Source organism: Photobacterium rosenbergii (genome assembly GCF_003026455.1).
GTDB classification, from domain to species: Bacteria; Pseudomonadota; Gammaproteobacteria; order Enterobacterales; family Vibrionaceae; genus Photobacterium; species Photobacterium rosenbergii.
Genome location: NZ_PYMB01000001.1, coordinates 1,116,821 through 1,132,021, shown reverse-complemented (window position 1 = coordinate 1,132,021; position 15,201 = coordinate 1,116,821). Strand labels below are relative to the sequence as shown.

Here is a 15,201-nt window from a genome sequence, read left to right as displayed (position 1 = left end):
CTGAACGCTGGATGAATTTGGAAAATTCATTGATGAGAGTTAACAAAGTACTGACAGAACATGTGATAACTTACTGAAATAAAAAGGGGAGCAAGTTGCTCCCCTTCGAAAATAATTTTCTTTAACTTGCCATTGCAAGCGGTTCTGGCTGTAAGTATTGGTGCCAAGCTTGCTGATACATTTGTTGTGATTGTTTGCGCAATGCTTTGATCTTGGCAACTTCGATATCGTTCAACTCACGTTCCTCAAGGGTTGCTTGGCGCTCTATGTGCTGAATAGATTCGTAAATGTCGTGTTCAGGACCACTTTTTATTTCTGCAATGCTATCAAGGTGGAGCTGAATTTCAGCAATCAAGCCAGATTGAGGTAACTGAACCAGCATTTTTAAATCGCGGTAACCAGAAGATGCAGGCTGTTTGAAGCGGTTCTTGGTTTCTACGATAGTGCTTTCACGGCTAAGGTGATTGAATGCATCAACTAAAGAAGAGATGTTATTGGCAACCAGTGTCCCACGAGCGAGATCAGTAAGCTTTTCTGGTTGGCCATTGAGTTCGGTTGCGATTTTCTGCTCTGCACGTTGGCGAGACTTAATACCTGGGATGATGGGCTTCGCTTCGGTATGAAGGCTGATTTGAGTCAGTAGCTGCTCCAATTCTTGCTGGGCGGCGTGAGCGTGATGGTATAGGTCGTCGAAGTTGTGATAGGGCTGGCTCAAAGTCTCTTGGCGGAAGCTAGGTATTGAAAATAAACCGCTTAGTGAGCGTTGGAAGTTATCCTTGGTGTCTTGTGTTGGGGATGGAAGCTTAAACTCCGAATCAGTAAATTGTGGTACTGCTGCGTTGGCAACGGGGCCACGTCCGAAAACACATAACAGAACAAAACAAGTTCTGAACAAAGACTTCGCGATCATTGGATCTCCTTGGTATCACCGCTCTAACTTCAAGCGGTACACGTAAGATATCTGGGCGAAGGCTGGGTTTTCAATATGAACCATAGCGAAAAGTAGGTAGCAAATTATCATCCTGTGACGAGCTTCCCAATCAACAGATTTGCAATGTGACCTAGGCCAAAATTAGGAAGTTATTCTTTTAAGGGCTGTGTAGCTGCAAAATGCGGGCGTTATCACAGTTGAATCTTTTATATCCGACAAGAGCCTTGGCTTTGGGGCTAAAGCCGGAGTTGTGTATAGAGGAAACATTACGATGAGTTTGCATAAAGTGGTAGACTGCGCTGGTGGTGTTACTTAAGAGATAAATGATGCAACAAAACTTAATGATTATCTTTGCAGCGATTTGGTTGGCGATGGCTGCAGGCAGCTATATGTTGTTTCAAAGAGGGAAGGATGTTGCTAGAAAGCGTCGTTTGTGGCCGATATATACCATTGCAAGCAATGTTGTGATTGCCGCTGTGATTGTATATGTGCAACCACCTATGCCAATGATGCTGGGATTATTGGCGTTTATGGTACCGCTGACTTGGCTGACGATTCGCTCAACCAAGTTTTGTGATGGTTGTGGAAACCCATCACGCTCTCCTTTTTTTATGAAACCGCCAGAGAAGTGCTCCCATTGCCAGAAAAAGCTGTAAATAAAGAGCACTAATTTCTAAGCGCAGGCCCTTTCAATCAGTGGGGCCTCATCAAATTGAATGCCTTGCCAGCCGTATTTCATAAAATGGCGAATATTCTGGTGATCATTTCCGTCTGGGTTCTGAAGCACATCGATACGGTAGTAGTCACCAAAGCAGGCGAGTGTTTCCGCTTCAGAGAGATTATTGAGTTTGGCAAATGCAAAGATCCGGCACGATCCCTCATTGGTACCAGCGTCGTTGATTAGGGTGTCGTTACCTAATCCGTTGGTAAACGGGACCGGTTGGTATGTGTAGTTTCTTTCAATAGCAGTCATTACTTCAGGAAATGAGACTGAATCCGGCTGGGATTTGAGCTTAGCGAGAAGCGCTTCCATGGCTAATGTCCTTAAAATGAGGGGCGAGATTACGTTATCGCCCCCGAGTTATTGGTTGCTATTGGTTGGTTTAGCGGTTACCTGATTTTTTTGCTTGTTGTTTCAGCTCAAAATCAAGCTCATCAGGGAATACCACAAGACCATCTTCGTCCTGATTTGGGAAAATAACGATAGCTAGTTCATCGTCTTCAAGGCCGTATGTCCAGCGACTGTGCCACTTATTAAGGGAAATAGCTTCAGCTTTGCAATCTTCCCATTCACCCGTTGCCCAAGATTCAGCAAATTCTTTGTTTGGCCATACTGGTACACAGTCCTCGTCATCGGTATTGAGCATGACACAGCCATGTTCATCCGTCAGAATCCAGATTTCGCGGTTACTCACGACTTCTTTCACCAAATACTTGTAGCGCTTTTCAGCGTCATAGCCTTGAATTTGTTCGATTTGGCTTGGATCTAATGGCGTAGACATTCTTATTTTCCTGTTACACATAGTAGTAGCGACATAGCATAGAGGAAAATTAGACTTTAGTCATGAAAATAGCCTTACCCGCAATGGGTAAGGCTATTAAATGAAAGGCAGTTAAGCAGAAAGGTTAGCGCAGAGTATAAGGGACTCGAACTGTCAGTTGGAAATCGGGGGCATCTGCTGTCAAACCTGCACTCACACCCACGTTCAATGTGGTTTCAGGGTTGATGGCATAGTTAGCGCCCATAGAGATTGAGTCAAGCTGAAGCAGTTTGGCATTTGATGGGGTAGAACCATCAGTTTTAGATTTCAATATGGTCTTGTGGCTTAAGCCTAAACTGAATGAAAATTTAGGGTTAACCGCAAAACCCATACCGGCACTGAATGAAATGACATCCCCTAAATCTATCTCGCTAGCCTGAAATGTCCGTTCATCATCATCATCGTCACTTGGGACAGTTACGTCGACTTCGACATCATCTTTAATATTCCAGGTATAGCTTAGGTTGGCAAATATTACGGCCGGGTCCATGGGCATAATCATTGTTAGTCCTGGCTCTATGCTAGGAAAACCTGAGCCTGTAGGAAGCTCTTCAAAATCACTAAGTTCGTTTACTGGAACATCATAGGGAGAACTCCCCGTCGTCGTTTTGAAGCGTAAGCCAGCAATCCAGTAGGGGGGATTAGTCATGTTTATTTGATATTTGAACGCAGCTTCAATATCTCCGATATCTTTTCCTTCAACAGTACGTAATGTGTCGCTTGGCGTTCCTTGCTGCAATTCACGTTCAAAAATAGAGTCTGAGCGATAAACAAATGGGACTCGAGCCTCGACCTCAAGACGGTTAGTAATCCCGTAACGGCCTGTAAGACCAAGGGTCAAGGTTGTTCTATCTATATCGCTGGCTCGGATAAGGCCCACAAGTAGTGAAGGAAGGACTGTATAGCCAACGATGGAAACACTGTTAGATGAGTTTTGTGTATACGAAAAGCTGGTATCAAGCACAAATGACCCCTTGGGTGTAAGAACACCTGGTAGATCGGGGTCAAGGAGATCGCCGAAGGTTTGCACTCGTTTTGGCTTTTCATTTGGTTGCGATGAGTTGTTTGCTTGATCGGTCTCTGCTGCAACCGTTCCTGATATCAAAGCAAGAAGCGCGATAAAGCTTTTGTCATTGAAAATACTCACGATTTCCTCACTTAATTCACTGAGCTTACCCATAAGTTGTATTGTGGTTATTGCTTTTATTTAGCTACGAGATAAAAAACTGATAGCGATGAATAAGAAAATCATAGTAGAGGTGAGAATTATATGGTACTTAAGAATCTTATTCTCGGTCTTATTAGTGAGAATATATATTTTATTTCTTTAAAGTGAGAAAGTGATATTGTTGTTGATAAAATGAAGCAGCATTCTAAATGTTGAAAAAGTGAGAATGAATTTCATATTTTTTACGTTATAAACGCTAGGAATTAAAAGGAAAAGTTCAGAATAAAAAGCACAAAAAATTATTAAAAATAATACAGGAACTTTTCTTGCCAACACTATAGTTAAGTTATCTCGCGAACACGGCGAGTGATTATAAGAAAATAACTACTAAATATATTTGGAGTATGACCATGCGTAAAACACATATCGCACTTTTAGTAGCAGTTGTTAGCTCTCCACTTGCGCTAGCGAATGATTACCAACAGCCATATAACCCTTACTACCCATCATATGATGATGGTAATGATAAAACAATTACAGACTCTCACAATACAGATATCGATAAAACTCTGACTTACGATGCTGATAAAGAGTACACCATTAAAGACTCTTACAATCAAGATAATGACGTTCTAAAAATGAAAGACGTCAACAACTCTTACAGTAAAGAGTGGACAGACAACAGCATGAACGATTACAGCGTTGATCTGGATGTAACTGAGCTACAAACCTATCATGTTGCTAAGTCTGAACTGCATGGTTACGTTACTTACTCTGACGTTGAGTACGGTGGTGCATGTTGTGACAGCTATGACCCATACGGCGGCTACGGCGGTTACGGTTCAGGGGATGCAGCATCTTTGACAGTTAAACATAGCAATGACATGACGGGTGCTTTCTCTGGCGCTTCAGGTATCAACATTGCGGGTCAGAATGCTGGTAACAACTCTTTGGTACAGCAGAGTGCTAGCACCAATGCGGTTTTGGCTGGTAATTAATACATACATAACTGAGAGCTGCATTGCAGCTCTCAGGAGGATGTCATGAAATATTTAACACTGATAGTGGCGACATTTATAACATTTAGTGCAGCAGCTACTGATGAGTTGGATATTCTAGCAAATTCTGAAGTATTGACTGAAGAGTTTATGACCCAGTCTCGTGGCGGAGAATACGAACTGGATACTGAAAGTCTTCAAGCAAGTTCAGAGATGTATGGCGATGTTACAGGTAATAGTGCGTATAACAATATCACTGGGGATAATATTATTGATGGCGGTGCCTTAAGTAATTCTTCAGGGGTTTATAATATCGTACAAAACACCGGTAGTAATGTATTAATTCAAAATGCAACCGTGATAAACCTGACATTGAAGTAATTGTTAGTCTATCTTTGCTGACATGAAATTGTCAGCAATAAACCAAACTATTATCTTTGGTTTCGCAGGGCGTAACAAAAATGCTTCTGGTTTATAAATATTTATTTATGTGAGATTAGTCTTGACCAAACGGACTTGTAAAACTATTACAAATACAAATTTGGAGTAAAATCATGCGTAAAACTAAAATTATGCTGTTAGCAGCGCTAGTCGCAACCCCTTTCGCAATGGCAAACGATTATGATTACGGTGGTTATAGCGATTTTGATGATGTAACCATTGAAGGTAGCTTCAACGATACTAAGACTTTGAATGTAGACGCAACCGTAAATAAAACATACACCGAAGATTACGTAGGTAATAAAGATAACGACAAGCTGATCATGAAAAACGTAGGCAACACTTATGATGTTGACCTAGAAGACAACTCTCAGAATGACTGGTCAGAAGTTTCCAAAGGCCATCATGAGTGGGATGAGTTGCTAGCAGAGTCTTTGATTGACGGCGCGGTAATGGGTAACACAGTGACTTACGGTGGTGCATGCTGTAAGGGTAAAGGAACTGATGTTTATGTAGAGCACGCGAATACAATGCACAGTGGTTACCAAGCAGCTTCTGGTATCAACATTGCTGGTCAGAACGTGGGTAACAACTCAATGGTACAACAAACTACAAGCACCAATGCAGCGCTTGTTGGCTCAGGTGGAGCAAGCCTTCCTGGTGGCGGCGGCTCATACTAAGATTTAAGGGCCGAAAGGCCCTTTCTTGCTTTGCCCTGGAGTAGATATCGTAAATGCATTGTTTGATAGGCGTTAGCGTATGAAGAAATCAATTATCATGCTTATCAGCGTATTAGCATCATCAAGCATTCATGCCCTAGACTATTTTCCGAGTCGAGGGGGGTATAATGTGCAGGTTAAAAGTTACCAAGAGCAGTTATTTGGTGACGTGTTTAGGCAGCAATACGACTTCAGCTGTGGCTCTGCAGCAGTAGCCTCATTACTGACTTATCACTACGATATTGAATCCCAAGAGAATATCATTTTTGAATATATGTTTAAGCATGGGGACAAAGAGCAGATAGAGAAGCAAGGTTTTTCAATGCTAGATATGAAAAACTATATGAATTCTGTCGGTCTCGATGCAAATGGCTACAATATTCCTCTAGAAAAATTCCAAGATTTACGCATTCCTGCAATAACCATTGTGAACTTTGATGGCTATATGCACTTTGTAGTCATTAAAGGAATGAACCAAGAGAATGTTATTCTTGGTGACCCGTCTAGAGGAACATTATTGATTCCTATCAAGGACTTCAAGCAAGTCTATAAAGGGACGGTATTGCTGGTAAAAAACCGCGTCGAGCAAGGGCGGGGAAGTTTTATAACAGCAGATAATTATAATATATATAATCCATCACCCGTGTCAGAGGCTGTTGTAAGAGACTCATTATCAACGTTTAGTATTACTCTGCCTGGTAGTAATGATTATTAGAGGCTAGTATGAAAAGGTTAACACGGTTAATTGTCGCATCAACAATAGGAGCATCCGCTCTTATTACGCATGCATCTATTGGTTTTCTCAGTATTGATGAATTGGGGTTAACAACCCTATCAGATGATGAAATGTCCACACTCAGGGGCGGTTTTGTATCTGTAAATGATAATATAATTAATATTGGTCTTTCTGTGACAACAGAAGTGAATGGTGAGACTGTTTTAAACACGCACATAGCAGACTTTACTATTAGTAATGGTATTTTGTCTAGCAGTGATGGAATGCGCACCTATGACTATGATGACCCATTAAAGGTTATTAGTGTTGGTGAAAACAATGTCGCTAATATAGGTTCCTCTCAGGATGCCATAGGCACTGTAGTGCAAAACTCTGCTGATAATACCTCAATCAAAGTTGAAACAGTGCTTGATATTGAAGCTGATATAGAAGGCTTTAATAGGCAGACCTTGTTCAACAATAGATTGGAGCATGCCATTCTACATAACGGCTACTAACCCTGTTGCAATACAATTTTGCGGTTTGGTACTTTTTTGACATGAAAAGCATTGTTTTATTAACAATGCTTTTTTTTATTTCCTGTAATACTGTTGTCCTCAATAAAAAGTTCAATTTTTTTCTTATCATTTTTAAAAGTGTAAGTTATTGATAAATTAACAACTTATCGCTCTGTTCCTACTGTTGCAAATCGGATACTTAAATTTCTTAGTTTTGAAACGCATCACAACACAAAAATGTCACCTATATTTTCAATACAAACACAATAAATATAAGTTGATAGAAGGTGACTTCGATGGTGACTCAAAGTCAAAATAAATCAATAGATGGTCGTTTAGTAGCACTGGGATGTAACTACGAACCTTGGATTGCGCTTTTAGAACAATCTGGATGGAAAACCCACTGTTGTTATGATTTACGTACGGTTGATTCAATTTTGGAAGAATACAGTCCGTGTATCTGTGTTGTTGATTTAAGCAATAATGATTTTAGCTTAAACAGCATTTCATTGAGGGCAAACAAAACCAAGCAAGTAAAGTGGATTGCGATCATTAAGAAGGAGCAGCTTAAGACTGATGCAATCTGCCAGTTCATCAATAACTTCTGTGTCGATTATTTTACCGTTCCAATTCCAAGTAGCCATCTCCTAAGCACAATTGGCCACCAGCTCGGCATGCTTGAGATTGAATCAAGCTCTTGGGTTGAAATCACAACGCAGCACGACATGGGCCTGTACGGCGAGTCTAAATCTATCAAGCAACTCAGAGATATGGTCCGCCGCGTAGCAATGACCGAGGTGAACGTTTTCCTAACAGGGGAAAATGGCACCGGCAAGGAGTTGATTGCGAAATCTATTCACAATCTCTCCAAGCGAAAAAACACTCCGTTTATTACTGTCAATTGCGCATCGCTCAATCGCGAAGACGACAACATGGCATTGCTTGATGGCAGCTACCGACAGGAAGACGGCACGCCATTTAACGGCACCTTGATGTTGGATAACGTTGATGAGCTTTGCAAAGAGATGCAGGAAGAGCTGTTGACTTATCTCCAATCACCAAGCAGTGATAGTTTGGAAGGTGAAGCGTCTGGGGATGTGCGTATCATCGCCTCTACCAGTGCTGATTTGGATGCAGCAGTAGCAAGTGGCACATTCAGTAAAGAGTTATTTTATCGTTTGAATGTTTTCCACATTAAAGTTCCAACCTTGCGAGAGCGCGGTTCTGACATCTTCTTGCTGGCAGAAACCTTTTTGACCAAGTTTGCTCGCGAATACAGCACAATGGCTTCATCATTCTCTGAGGACTCCAAGCAGTTGCTGTTGCGCTATAGCTGGCCTGGTAATGTTCGTGAGTTGATTAACCAAGTTAAGCGTGCTGCCTTACTTGCTGAAGGTAATGAAGTAAAAGCCGAACATTTTGATTTGCCGAGCAAATCAAACTTGAAACAAAGCTTGCGCAATATTAAAGATGAAGCTGAAAAAGATGTTTTGGTTGCGGTTCTTGAAACCCATCGTGGACAAGTGGCCTCAGCAGCTAAAGATCTCGGTGTTTCACGAGCGACCATGTACCGGCTGCTAAATAAACATAATATCGTTCCTGATGTACGACATTATAATAATGGATACGCCAGAGATTGATAATTAACTCAATAAAGCAAGGGCCCCATTTGGGGCCTTTTTTATTGTTGGTGGGTGAAATATTTCCTCAGTGAATGCTTCTGGGGGGGACGCTGAAGAAATGATCTCATGCAGCTTTTAGTTTGAAAAAACAATGAAGTGATACTCTCACTGAGATAAAAATGTAATAATTCGAGCCGTGAATTAAATTGATTGAACATGCTAACAACAAAAGGAAACGGATGTTTAGTTTATCTTTACGGCAAAAACTGGCTGTCTCGGCAAGTATCGCTATTATCCTCGGTGGCGCATTAGTCACAGTCCTCTCTTTCTTTTCATCCCTAAGCCGGTTGGATGAAGATTTAAATGCCAGACTTCGTGGTGTTGCCGCTGCTTATAACGAATATGTCGTTGACTGGATGGACTCAAAAGCCATGGCATTGTCAGCTTTTCCACAAGACATCAATGCGCAAGATATCCCAGCCCATCTTCGTCAGGTAAAACATTCAGCGGGCTTTGATAATGTTTTCTTGGCCTTTACTGATGGTTCCCAGATAAATGCCAACCAGGTGTTGCTGCCACAGGGTAACAACGATCCACGCCAATGGGATTGGTACCGGCATGCGCAGGGCCAGAATGGCAAGGTGACGGTCGAAAACCCAACAGTGGCGGCGGCGACGGGTACCAGTGTTGTATCCATGGGCAAGGCTGTGAATGTGATGGGTGAACAGGCTGTACTCGGGGCAGATGTAGAGATCAAGAATATCATCAGCCAACTTGATAATGTGGTGCTGCCAGGCTTGGGCTATATGTTCATAGCCAATGAGCAAGGTAATATTTTTGCCCATGCTGATACGTCACTACTCAATAAGCCGACTAATTTCAAAGATAGTGATTTAACGAACCAGTTACTTGCTCGTTTGGCCAGTGATCGCCATGTAGAGCGTGTAGTTATTAATGGCACTGACAGTTACCTGTATGTTGCCCCAATTGCTGGGAAACCACTGCAAACGGTTATTGTAATTGATGCCAACTCGGTGCTGGACCCACTCTATAGCACTTTATATGAGCAGATGTTTTTGACGTTGCTGGTGGTCGTGGTATGCGCCTTTTTGTTCAACTTACTATGTATGTACTTGTTCAAGCCGTTACAGCAAGTTTCCTCTGCGTTAGGTGTGATTGCGCAAGGCGGAGGTGATCTTACCCAGCGAATCAACATTGATACCCAAGATGAAGTCGGTGATTTAGCCCGAAACTTTAATCAGTTCGTGGCAAGCCTTCAAACATTGATCCGTCATGTTCGCCATCAGGGTGAAGAGTTAGGGGAGAGCGCAACGCAAAGTGAGTCCCGAGCAGACAAGCAAGCGAGGGAACTTCAGCGCCAGCAAGATGAAATTACTATGGTGGCAACAGCAGTGACTGAAATGGCATCCGCTACTCAGGAAATTGCTTCACATGCTGAACAAACCGCTCGTGCCGCTCATGATTCTACCTCTCACACTAACAGTGGCCGAGAACTGGTTATCCAAAGCCGTCATTCGATTTCGAATTTGGCCAATGAGGTCAATGAAGCTTCCAACGTGATCAGTCAGTTAAATGAGCATGCTCAGGGTATCAACAGTATCTTGTCTACGATTCAGGGTATTGCTGAGCAGACAAACTTATTGGCACTAAATGCGGCGATTGAGGCCGCGCGTGCCGGTGAGCAAGGTAGAGGCTTTGCGGTGGTTGCTGACGAAGTACGGGTCCTTTCACAGCGAACTCACACTTCGACAGAAGAGATCCAGAGTATGATCGCTACTTTGCAGCAAATTACTACCAAGGCGGTGGATCTAATGGAGACCAGTTCTAAGTTAGCCCAGTGTACCGTTGAAGATGCAGATGAAGCCAATGTCGCATTGGAGCAGATCAATGCATCGGTTGCGATGATCAGTGACATGGCGACACAAATTGCTACCGCTGCTGAAGAGCAGACCCACGTTACGGATGAGATCACCCAAAATACCACCACGATTAAGGATGTGAGTGATCAGTTAACTGAAGATGCCCATCAAGCCCGCCAGCAAGCTGAAAGCCTTAGCCAGCAAGCGGCAAACTTGAACGACAAGGTGTCCACCTTTATCGTCTAGCGTTACTTTAACCCAAGACGCTTGGCTAGACGGTGAAGGTTTCCGGCGTCTAGTTCAAGCGCTCTGGCTGTTGCCGCCCAGTTTTGGTTGTTACGTTGATAGCTCTCATCGATAAACTGGTACTGGAAACGGTTAGTGGCGTCTTTGAGCCCAATATTGGTATCCACCGATATTGGGCTTTTTCTATGGTGGGGGGTATCAGTTCCTACCGTTGAGAGTGTAGAGTCTCCATGAGATTCGGCATGGAAATCAAAATGCTGCGGCTGAAGTTCGACAAAGTCCAAGCCATTTGATTCTGCCCTTGCAACCACAGAGGCTCGGTTGATGGCATGCTCAAGCTCCCTGACGTTGCCCGGCCAAGAATAAAGACTAAGCTGTGTTACCGCCTCTTGGCTTAAGCGCATCGATTGAATGCCAAGCTTGCCTTTACACCGCTCCATGAAGAAGCCAGCAAGTAGCAGAATATCATTACCTCTTTCCCTTAGGGGAGGAGCCATGATGGGGAAAACGCTTAAGCGGTGGTAAAGATCGGCCCTGAATTTGCCGGTTTTCACTTCCTCATGAAGTAAACGGTTTGTCGCTGCCACTATTCGAGTATTCACTTTCAGTAAACTATCGTCTCCGACTCTTTGCAGATCACCATATTGCAGGACTCGTAGTAGCTTCGCCTGCAAAGAGAGGGGAAGTTCACCCACTTCATCAAGAAATAGGGTGCCGCCATCAGCCATTTCAAACTTACCCTTGCGATCACTGATGGCACCTGTAAATGCCCCTTTTACATGACCGAACAACTCGCTCTCAGCAACCGATTCAGGCAAGGCTGCACAGTTGAGGTAAACCAGCGGTTGTTGACTTCGGTGTGAAGCTTGGTGGATGGAAGCGGCGATGAGTTCTTTACCCACGCCTGTTTCTCCAGTAATCAATACCGTTAACTCTGTCGCTGCCACTGCCTGGATGTGGTTTCTGAGCTCCTCCATGGCTTTGGACTTACCGATCATTTCCACTTGACCTGCCTGAGGTAACTTTCCTGTTTGTAAGTTAGTTGTACCTTGGGGCTGCGGTATGTTCACTGCTTGGCTTTCCAGTCTCTCCATCAAGAGAGCAGTGTGCAAGCTTGCCGCAGCAAGGGCACTGATCACCCTAAGCTCTTCATCGCTAAATTGGTCAAACTGATGAGGGTCAAAGCCATCGATGGTTAATGCACCGATGAGCGACTCATTGGCGATAAGGGGGAGGCCAATACAGGCATGAACATGAAGGTTCCCTTGATGGCTGGGAATTAGCCCATCATAAGGATCAGGTAGATCGCTGTCATGAGGAAAGCGGACTATATCACCGGCTCTGGCTATGGCTTCTAAGCGAGGGTGTTCATCAATATGAAACTGGCGTCCAAGCACTTCTTCATAAAGACCGTTAATCGCTAGTGGAGAAAAATGCTGATCTCGGAAAGCGAGAAGCGCTGATGAGTCACAGCTAAAAAGAGACTTGATGACAGACAGTAATCGATCAAACCGGTATTGGCTGGAAATACCTTGGGTGAGGTCCAATGCAAGTTGGGTCAATTCCTTGGGTGTGTTCTTCATGTTAGTCATGCTTTTCAGATTGATATATTGTCATTATGACAGATGATTGTTTAATTGACAGTAATCTAAAGTTGTCAAAATGACAGCTTGTTTCAATGGTTTTATTAATAAATTGATTAAAATCATACGCTTAAAAAGTTGGCATGGTCGGTGCAGTACCTTAATCAGATTTCAAGTGGCATGTTGCCCACATCATTGAATAAATTAAACAATTTATACAACCTGTTTGAATTAGACCGGAGATCACTATGAGTCATCTACGTATTCCTGCTCACTGGACAGTACAGCGCTCAACACCTTTCTTTACCAAGGATAATGTTCCACCTGCTTTGCTTAGTCACCATAATACTGCTGCGGGCGTATTTGGACAGTTATGTGTCATGGAAGGGACGGTTACCTACTTTGGTTTTGCTGATAGTGAAGCCAAAGAGCCAGAGCTAAAGGTGGTCATTAATGCTGGGCAGTTTGCAACAAGCCCACCGCAATATTGGCACCGTATTGAAATAAGCGATGATGCCCAGTTCAATATTAACTTTTGGTCTGAAGGCGATAAATCCGGGCAGCCAATGTTTCACGCTAAAAAACCAGACTAGGCATTGGTAATGCCCCAAATAGAAATCAGCCCGGTTAAAGCCGGGCTGCTTTATTAGAGGTGCATTGTTAATCGCGATAGGTCCGCAATAGATATCAGGCAGTAAAATTCGCCAAGTAGTTATTTACCTCTTGTGACAACGTCACTTTCTGGGGGCTTTCAATAAAACTTGCTTCAATAGCGTTCAGACTGAACTGAGCGATTTGCTTGGGGCTAATAGGATGTGCCTCGACAACAGCAACAAAGTTGTCGGTCATATAACCACCGAAGTAGGCCGGATCATCAGAGTTGATGGTGACACACAAGCCTGTTTCAAGCAGATCAACAATATTGTGCTGTTCCATCTTATCGAAGACCTTGAGCTTAATATTAGAAAGCGGACAAACGGTCAACGGCATCCGGCTTTCAGCCAGTTGTTTGACTAGGTCGGGGTTTTCTACACACCGCACCCCGTGGTCGATACGGCTGATTCCAAGCAGATATATGGCATCGAGTATGTTTTGGGCTGGGCCTTCTTCACCGGCATGGGCAACGGTTAGGAAGCCGGCCTCTCTCGCTGCTTGGAATACCCGGGCAAATTTCTCTGGTGGATGACCCAGTTCAGAAGAGTCTAGCCCTACAGCGATAATCTTATCCTTATAAGGCATCGCTTGCGCTAAGGTTTCGAATGCTGATGCTTCATCGAGATGGCGAAGGAAACACATGATCAATTGGCTTGAAATATCTAGTTCGGTCTGGGCTTGCTCTAGCGCTCTAGTGATACCGTTAATGACGGTTTCGAAAGCAATACCGCGCTCGGTATGGGTTTGGGGGTCGAAGAAAATTTCGGTGTGAACGACGTTGTCCTCACGGCAGCGCAGTAGGTAGGCCCAAGTGAGGTCAAAAAAATCTTGCTCTGTAATGAGTACGTTTGCGCCTTGATAATAGATGTCTAAAAAAGATTGCAAATTATGGAACTGGTAAGCATCGCGAACTGCTTGGGGAGAAGAGAATGGGATTGCAACCTTGTTGCGCTGTGCAAGCTCAAACATCAATTCAGGCTCTAGCGTGCCCTCAATGTGCAGGTGCAATTCTACTTTAGGTAATCCTTTGATAAATTCTTTCATATCAAGCCCTTATTATAATTCTAACCCGCCTTACTGTAGTAGGCGTATGGATTGTGGAGTATTAAGGTGCTTTTCTGTCGCGTCGGATACTGACATACAAAGAGAAAAGCACACATGCGCTCAACTCTTCGTAATCAGAATTTTACGGATTCTGGTAGAGACCCCCATACCATATCAATGGGGTTATACGAAGCCGTTTGCTTATTAAAACCAGTGTAGTAATAAATCACAAAATAGTGCAAGCAAACGTTTTCGTGATCATCGCATAGCGACGTTATCGATGCAATCTTTAGCCATGCAAAGTTATTGATCCAGGATTGTGACCTTACTGTCTTTCTCTGCAATGTAAAACACAATGACTTTGGCGGGTTCATCACCGGTATTTTCACCGTAATGGGAGGTGTTCATCACTTCAACCAGTACTTCTCCGGCATTGAGGGTGACTTTCTTATCTTGAGTGTGAACGGTCAACTGTCCGCTGAGCAAGATCCCGGTATTGATAACTGGGTGCTGATGCCACGGTAGTTTTTCACCCGGTTCAACGATAATTTCCTTGATGGTGATTTCAGGTTGCTGGAGTTGAATCGAAGGCAGTGGTTCGCCGTTCCAGCTGGATGTTGTCTTGATCAGATCTTTAGATGTTGCTGCGGAAAGTGAAAAGCTGGATAGCAGTAGCTTTAACGTTAATAACGCTAAAAGTGCTTTCGGAAAAGTCGTCCTTATATTCATGGCTAGCTCCTTGTAATACCTTATAGCCATAAGCGTAGAACAAGCTTGGCGCTTTATTGGTTGTGAACAGTTTTATTCTCGCTGGGTGCCATAGAGTTGAGAGAAAAAGGGAGGCGCAATTAAGCGCCTCTCCATGATTTAGCTTGTTGTCATGATGGATTGATTTAGCTTGCTAGCCAGCTTTCCACATTTTCTTTTTTGGGTACGCTGCCTTTGTGTACGACAACATCATTGATGACGACAGCAGGCGTCGACATCACCCCGTATACCATGATTTGCGCCATGTCTTGTACTTTCTCCAGTTCGAACTCAACGCCTTGTTGCTGGAAAATATCGTTGATGAGTTCGACTGTGACGGTGCAGTTCTTACATCCAGAGCCGAGGACTTTTACATTTTTCATGGTTTGATTCC

The 15,201-nt window shown here is 43.4% G+C and carries 17 protein-coding genes and 1 riboswitch; of the genes, 9 read left to right on the top strand and 8 right to left on the bottom strand.

Annotation, left to right across the window (positions count from 1 at the left end; all coding sequences use genetic code 11):
- Positions 1-121: 121 nt before the first annotated feature.
- The gene (locus C9J01_RS05415) at positions 122-910 is read right to left on the bottom strand and encodes a nucleotidyltransferase family protein (RefSeq protein ID WP_107297059.1); all 789 of its coding nucleotides are present in this window, start codon (positions 908-910) and stop codon (positions 122-124) included.
- 344 nt (positions 911-1,254) lie between these two features.
- On the opposite strand from C9J01_RS05415, the gene C9J01_RS05410 reads away from it, so the two are divergent.
- On the top strand, positions 1,255-1,587 hold the full coding sequence (locus C9J01_RS05410; RefSeq protein ID WP_237156879.1) for a hypothetical protein: 333 nt from the start codon (positions 1,255-1,257) through the stop codon (positions 1,585-1,587).
- A 17-nt stretch (positions 1,588-1,604) separates the two neighbouring features.
- Here the strand turns inward: C9J01_RS05410 and C9J01_RS05405 are convergent, their stop codons facing one another.
- The 3 genes from C9J01_RS05405 to C9J01_RS05395 all read right to left on the bottom strand — a co-directional run bounded on the left by C9J01_RS05405 (position 1,605) and on the right by C9J01_RS05395 (position 3,652).
- Positions 1,605-1,964: a HopJ type III effector protein gene (locus tag C9J01_RS05405; RefSeq protein WP_107297057.1), complete on the bottom strand. Its 360-nt coding sequence runs from the start codon at positions 1,962-1,964 to the stop codon at positions 1,605-1,607.
- A 70-nt stretch (positions 1,965-2,034) separates the two neighbouring features.
- A complete protein-coding gene (locus C9J01_RS05400; RefSeq protein WP_107297056.1) occupies positions 2,035-2,433 on the bottom strand; it encodes a DUF2750 domain-containing protein in 399 nt (132 codons plus the stop codon).
- Positions 2,434-2,557: 124 nt separating this feature from the next.
- Positions 2,558-3,652, bottom strand: a complete 1,095-nt coding sequence (locus C9J01_RS05395; RefSeq protein WP_107297055.1) for a transporter — start codon at positions 3,650-3,652, stop codon at positions 2,558-2,560.
- A gap of 398 nt (positions 3,653-4,050) precedes the next feature.
- Between C9J01_RS05395 and C9J01_RS05390 the strand changes: the two genes are divergently transcribed.
- The 7 genes from C9J01_RS05390 to C9J01_RS05360 all read left to right on the top strand — a co-directional run bounded on the left by C9J01_RS05390 (position 4,051) and on the right by C9J01_RS05360 (position 10,779).
- Positions 4,051-4,638: a hypothetical protein gene (locus tag C9J01_RS05390; RefSeq protein WP_107297054.1), complete on the top strand. Its 588-nt coding sequence runs from the start codon at positions 4,051-4,053 to the stop codon at positions 4,636-4,638.
- A 45-nt stretch (positions 4,639-4,683) separates the two neighbouring features.
- Entirely contained in the window at positions 4,684-5,019 is a 336-nt protein-coding gene (locus C9J01_RS05385; RefSeq protein WP_107297053.1) for a carbon storage regulator, read from the top strand.
- Positions 5,020-5,192: 173 nt separating this feature from the next.
- Complete coding sequence (locus C9J01_RS05380) at positions 5,193-5,759, top strand: hypothetical protein (protein ID WP_107297052.1); 567 nt, start codon at positions 5,193-5,195, stop codon at positions 5,757-5,759.
- A 79-nt stretch (positions 5,760-5,838) separates the two neighbouring features.
- A complete protein-coding gene (locus C9J01_RS05375; RefSeq protein ID WP_107297051.1) occupies positions 5,839-6,513 on the top strand; it encodes a C39 family peptidase in 675 nt (224 codons plus the stop codon).
- A gap of 8 nt (positions 6,514-6,521) precedes the next feature.
- Entirely contained in the window at positions 6,522-7,031 is a 510-nt protein-coding gene (locus C9J01_RS05370; RefSeq protein WP_107297050.1) for a hypothetical protein, read from the top strand.
- Between the two features lie 296 nt (positions 7,032-7,327).
- A complete protein-coding gene (locus C9J01_RS05365) occupies positions 7,328-8,671 on the top strand; it encodes a sigma-54-dependent transcriptional regulator (RefSeq protein ID WP_107297049.1) in 1,344 nt (447 codons plus the stop codon).
- A 221-nt stretch (positions 8,672-8,892) separates the two neighbouring features.
- Positions 8,893-10,779, top strand: a complete 1,887-nt coding sequence (locus C9J01_RS05360) for a methyl-accepting chemotaxis protein (protein ID WP_107297048.1) — start codon at positions 8,893-8,895, stop codon at positions 10,777-10,779.
- Between the two features lie 2 nt (positions 10,780-10,781).
- Here the strand turns inward: C9J01_RS05360 and norR are convergent, their stop codons facing one another.
- Complete coding sequence (norR, locus tag C9J01_RS05355) at positions 10,782-12,362, bottom strand: nitric oxide reductase transcriptional regulator NorR (protein ID WP_107297047.1); 1,581 nt, start codon at positions 12,360-12,362, stop codon at positions 10,782-10,784.
- A gap of 248 nt (positions 12,363-12,610) precedes the next feature.
- Here norR and C9J01_RS05350 point away from each other — a divergent pair, with 248 nt between their 5' ends.
- Positions 12,611-12,955 carry a TehB family protein gene (locus C9J01_RS05350; RefSeq protein ID WP_107297046.1) on the top strand — a complete coding sequence of 115 codons (345 nt, stop codon included), beginning with the start codon at positions 12,611-12,613 and terminating at the stop codon, positions 12,953-12,955.
- Between the two features lie 94 nt (positions 12,956-13,049).
- On the opposite strand, the gene C9J01_RS05345 is transcribed toward C9J01_RS05350, so the two are convergent.
- The 3 genes from C9J01_RS05345 to C9J01_RS05335 all read right to left on the bottom strand — a co-directional run bounded on the left by C9J01_RS05345 (position 13,050) and on the right by C9J01_RS05335 (position 15,190).
- Positions 13,050-14,060 carry an adenosine deaminase gene (locus C9J01_RS05345; RefSeq protein ID WP_107297045.1) on the bottom strand — a complete coding sequence of 337 codons (1,011 nt, stop codon included), beginning with the start codon at positions 14,058-14,060 and terminating at the stop codon, positions 13,050-13,052.
- A gap of 111 nt (positions 14,061-14,171) precedes the next feature.
- Positions 14,172-14,271: riboswitch (purine riboswitch) on the bottom strand.
- 92 nt (positions 14,272-14,363) lie between these two features.
- Entirely contained in the window at positions 14,364-14,789 is a 426-nt protein-coding gene (locus C9J01_RS05340) for a cupin domain-containing protein (protein ID WP_107297044.1), read from the bottom strand.
- 164 nt (positions 14,790-14,953) lie between these two features.
- Positions 14,954-15,190, bottom strand: a complete 237-nt coding sequence (locus C9J01_RS05335) for a thioredoxin family protein (protein ID WP_107297043.1) — start codon at positions 15,188-15,190, stop codon at positions 14,954-14,956.
- Positions 15,191-15,201 lie beyond the last annotated feature (11 nt).